This is a genomic window from Kocuria gwangalliensis (assembly GCF_039544365.1).
GTDB classification, from domain to species: domain Bacteria; phylum Actinomycetota; class Actinomycetes; order Actinomycetales; family Micrococcaceae; genus Kocuria; species Kocuria gwangalliensis.
The window spans coordinates 1-545 of sequence record NZ_BAABLN010000038.1 but is presented as its reverse complement, the minus strand read 5'-3'; the positions used below and the strand labels follow the sequence as shown (position 1 = coordinate 545).

General features: G+C 67.0%; 1 protein-coding gene. It reads left to right on the top strand.

Translation table 11 applies throughout. The features are described from left to right. Positions 1-137: 137 nt before the first annotated feature. Positions 138-545 (top strand): transposase family protein (locus ABEA06_RS13460; protein WP_345311823.1); only part of this gene is annotated, 408 nt, incomplete at its 3' end.

Here is a 545-nt window from a genome sequence, read left to right as displayed (position 1 = left end):
CAGGGCTATTTCAAAGTCGGTGAGTGTGGTGTGGATTTTCGCGCGGGCTTGTGGGGTCCCGGCGTGGCTGCTGGTCATCACGAAGGGCTCCTGTTAATCCGGTGTTTACCACAACGCCGATTCCCAGGAGCCCTCCAATGCCATCTTCTCCCACCGGCCTGCTTTCGCGCTACTTCGATCGTGGATCACCGTTGGGCGCGGAGGATCTACCCTCGCTGCGCCAGGCACTATCTTCGGTGCCGGACCCGCGGGCCCGGCGCGGGGTGCGCTACCCCTTCACCGAGGTGCTGTTGGTGTTCGTGGCCGCGGTGCTGTCCGGGGCGCGGTCGTTGACGATGATCACCGAATGGGCCGCCCGCGCCCAGGGGCAGCGGATGATCTTTGGGTGTGGCAGGTCCCCGTCGCTGGCCACCATCCACCGCATCGCCACCTTGGTGGATCCTGTGGCCCTGGACACGGCCCTGGCGGCTTGGACCACTGCGCGCACCACCGGTCCCGGACGTGGGCTGGCCGCGGTGGCTGTGGACGGTAAGGAAGTCCGCGGG